This window comes from Nocardia sp. NPDC101769 (assembly GCF_044766925.1).
In the GTDB taxonomy this organism is placed as follows: Bacteria; Actinomycetota; Actinomycetes; order Mycobacteriales; family Mycobacteriaceae; genus Nocardia.
Genome location: NZ_JBIWMX010000107.1, coordinates 1 through 3,665, shown reverse-complemented (window position 1 = coordinate 3,665; position 3,665 = coordinate 1). Strand labels below are relative to the sequence as shown.

General features: G+C 65.3%; 4 protein-coding genes. 2 read left to right on the top strand and 2 right to left on the bottom strand.

From position 1 onward, the window contains the following. Nucleotides 1-227: 227 nt before the first annotated feature. Both ACIRRA_RS45635 and ACIRRA_RS45630 read left to right on the top strand, forming a co-directional pair. Nucleotides 228-545: a hypothetical protein gene (locus ACIRRA_RS45635; RefSeq protein WP_402782304.1), complete on the top strand. Its 318-nt coding sequence runs from the start codon at nt 228-230 to the stop codon at nt 543-545. 92 nt (nt 546-637) lie between these two features. Continuing rightward, on the top strand, nt 638-760 hold the full coding sequence (locus ACIRRA_RS45630; protein WP_402782301.1) for a hypothetical protein: 123 nt from the start codon (nt 638-640) through the stop codon (nt 758-760). A gap of 15 nt (nt 761-775) precedes the next feature. On the opposite strand, the gene ACIRRA_RS45625 is transcribed toward ACIRRA_RS45630, so the two are convergent. Together ACIRRA_RS45625 and ACIRRA_RS45620 are read right to left on the bottom strand one after the other, a co-directional pair. Next, nucleotides 776-1,717, bottom strand: coding sequence for a phosphotransferase (locus ACIRRA_RS45625; RefSeq protein WP_402782298.1), 942 nt, complete (start codon nt 1,715-1,717; stop codon nt 776-778). Between the two features lie 706 nt (nt 1,718-2,423). Continuing rightward, entirely contained in the window at nt 2,424-3,089 is a 666-nt protein-coding gene (locus ACIRRA_RS45620; RefSeq protein WP_402782295.1) for a CAP domain-containing protein, read from the bottom strand. Between the last annotated feature and the right edge of the window lie 576 nt (nt 3,090-3,665).

Sequence of the window (3,665 nt, the reverse complement as noted above, 5' to 3'; positions counted from 1 at the left end):
ATTCGAGGTCAACGTGCACCCGGCCCTCGACGTCGTCCAGGGACTCGAAACCGTGGCTATCCCCCTGGTCGCAGCACACCTCGACACCATCGGGTGGACGACGATCCCCTTGCCGTGATCATGAACGGCCTACCTCGAGGTCGTGATCCCCGGCGGCGATGAAGTTCACCTCACCGTCGAGCAGGCCCCCGCTGCCGCGGAGCTGCTCGAGGATGCCGCCGACTGGTATGAGCAGCCCGTGCCGCCGGTCGGGATCTGCCCGACGTCGGTGCATCGATCACCTGCCCGCCGATGCCTGCGACCCGGGCGACCGGGGCGGGCACGCCAGCGACATCCGCGCCACTGCGGCCCTGGGGCCGGATCTGATCGGAGCCTTCCTCGGTGCGGGCCTGTATGCCTTCGACCGCAACGACATCCGCGTCGTGCGCATGGACCTGGTGGTCAACGGTGACGGATGCGACATCGCCGCGGACGACGCCCGTGGCCTGGCCACCGCGCTGCGCAAGGCCGCCGACGAACTGCGCCGCAGCATCCCGACCGGCTAGAGATCGGACATCGGCCCATGCCTGGCCGAGACATCCGCCCGCGCAAGGCTTTCGGGGCGAGGTGTCGGTGCCGACCCGACCGTCACCCGGCCATGGTCGGCGATGTTGTCGATGCCGGGGTGGTGGTCGGGATCCTGAGCGCCCTACGCTCCACCCGCGCCGACGCCGCCCTGGCCAAGATCCGCTCTCGCGCCCCGCAGCTCTTCGCCGCCTGAGGCGCGTAACCGTGGCTACGACCACTGCATCCGCGACCTGAACCACGACAGCGAGGTCGCAGCCGCCCGTTTCTGATACGCGCGCAAGTTCGGCGACCGGGGCGGTACCGGCAACCGTGATTGCACGGTCCAGTACCCGGCCAGGGCGCACACGAACGAATCCATCGCGACCCGGTCCAGATCGGCCGTGCTCGGCTGAGTGGCCAGGATCGGATCCGGGTCGATGCCGCTGGCCGCGATCGCCGGAGCCAGGAACCCCAGATCCAGCCACGCCGCACCTCGACAGGGCCACGCCCAGTCCACCACCATCACCGAACCATCCGCGGTCACCAGCAGGTTGTCCGGGCGAAGATCGGTGTGCAGCAACGTCTCCCCATCCGCCCACTCCAGCCACCGATGCTCCAATGCGGCCAGCCGGTCGAGATTGCGCAGCGTCCACGCGTCGAGGTTCTCCGCGGGTGTCGACTGCTCGGCGAGCGCGGTCCAGCACCGCAGCTTCGGCCCGTAGACCTCGGACACGGTGGGCATTGCCGGAAGCGGGCTCGGGGTGAGCGCAGTCGCCATCCGATCCAGCAACTCCAACACCGCGTTCAGCTCGCGGGGCTGATCCAGATGAGGATGGTGGCCCGTGACGAACTCGAACACCACGACGAACCAGCCGTCACGCTCGATCGTGAACAGCACCGCCGGGGTCGGTACCAGCCCCGCCAGCCCTCGCGCGGCGGCGGCCTCCGCACGGTAGGGGCCCGCGAGCCCGTCATCGGCGCGCACCGCCTTCGCGAACACCGCGTTGCCGTCGGCGCACGTCAGCACCGCGGCCATACCGTGGCTGAACCCGCCACGCTGATTGATAGCCGACACCACCGGCGCACCGAGCCCGTCGGTGACCGCCTCCCGCACCGATCCCGGGAGTTCCCGCCATTCATCGCGTTGGGCAACGCCCTCGAAGACGATCACCGCCACATTCTGCGACCCGCTGACCGCACTCGGCAAAGCGTTATCGACCCGACGCGAAGCCCGGTGCAGACAACTGGGCTGAGCCGATTCGTCACAGGGGGACCGCTCCGGGACTAGCGAACTCACCTGATCTGTTGCACAGCAACGGTATTGAGTGTAGGAGCATCGCGGTGCTGCCCATTTCCGTGAAATCCGGCGCTAAGGATTTGCCGCAGATAGGGGCCTATTATCTGTGGTAACTGCCCGCGTGAACTGGGCCGATGCGGCACCTCCGGGGCTCTGACACCGCGATTTATCTGCGGTAGCTCGACAACCGCTTTCATCGGATGAAGGAATCTTGCATCTAATGCGAGCTTCTCGAGTCCAGCACGCGCTCGGGAACAGCGCTTACCGTGACTCTTCGGGGTCTCGGCAGTAATCGTGCGAAAAACAACGACAACGGCTTGACCAGCCGTGATGGCGGGCTACCGGCATCGTCAGCCCAGCCGAGTACCAACGCCCCTGTCCCGCAGCTCAACTCGGAACTATCCGCCCTGACCAGGACATGCGGGCAATCGAGGACACCGATTTGTCCGGGCGGGGGAGCATTGCGCGGGCCTGGCGGATCTGCTCGGCATTCATGGCCGGCGGGCGGCCCAGGCGTTGCCCACGGGCGCGCGCGACGGCCAGACCTCGTTCGCGCCGCTACTTGCTGTCGTTCCGCGGTTCAGTGTGCCGCGAAATCTGCCACGGCAATCCATTGATTTCCATCGGGGTATAACAGACCGATTCCCACGTTCGTGAAATTGCAGTTCTCGATCTGCGCCCGGTGAGGTGGGCTGTCCATCCACCAATCGATAGTGGCCTGCTCGGTGTTCCCGGGCGGTCCAGGGGCCCAGTAGATGATCTCACCCCACGCTGACAGCGGGCTGTAGCCAGCGGCTGTGATGCGGGTGCCCCCGTTGGTACCGTCCGTGCCGGTATGAATATCGGCCAAGGGGCTGGTTCCGGGCGTACCGAAATGGTCGGGGTGGTCACGGATATCGACGGCTTGCCGATCGGCGGCCGCACGGAGTTGGTCGTCCCCGCTGACGTTCCTGCAACCGTGCGCGACGCGCTTTTCGTTGATCTTGTCGAGCAGGTCCCCTCCGCCTGGACACGCTGTGAGGACACAGAACAACACGATGGATATCGCAAGCGTTCCGAAAAATCTGGCCCGACCGCCTAGCCAGGCCACCTTCTGGTGCGCCATGCCGACTGCAGGCGCGTTCTCGACGGTGTTCTCCTTGATGCCCACCCGCCGCCAGCGGGCGTTGTCGATGGCATCGCCGAAAGCGGCGAACATCTTGCCGACCGGATGGACGATCGTGACTATGCGAGAGGCAGTGCGCATTTGCAGAGAATCCTTTCGCGGTCGATGAATGCCTCGTCACACCAGACCCAACTGATATCGGCCCAGGCTGACTTGGCGTTCCTCCCAGATCAGGACTCGGACGGGCGAAACCAGCAGCAGATCGGCTACTTGCCCCAACAAGCATCCCGCGCAACCAGCGAAAACACTGCAATTCTCAGGATCCTATTCGGTGCCGGACAGGCCGGAGGTCATCTCCTATATAACGTCGAGCATCGCGTTAGGCATACGACCACCACTATCGGCTTCGTCAGACTCTGGCATAACCGTTTCCGCAGAATCGACACCGATTCGACTGATTGTGGCGTTGAGGTACACCACAACCGCGACCGGACCGGAATGCGTCAGACTGAAGTCGGCCTCCGGGCTACCCGAAGATTTTTTCGCACCCTCCGGGCCTGCGTAGATAACCCCCGAGTGGCCACCAGCTCCGCCGCTACCACGACCCCGCCGACGCCGCGAGCCTAGTACTCCAGCCGTAGTTTGTGATCGTTAGGTCTTGCTGTGTCGTCGCTGGTAGTGGCTGGTTTTGGCGCGGTGTTGGTGGCGTCGTCGCCA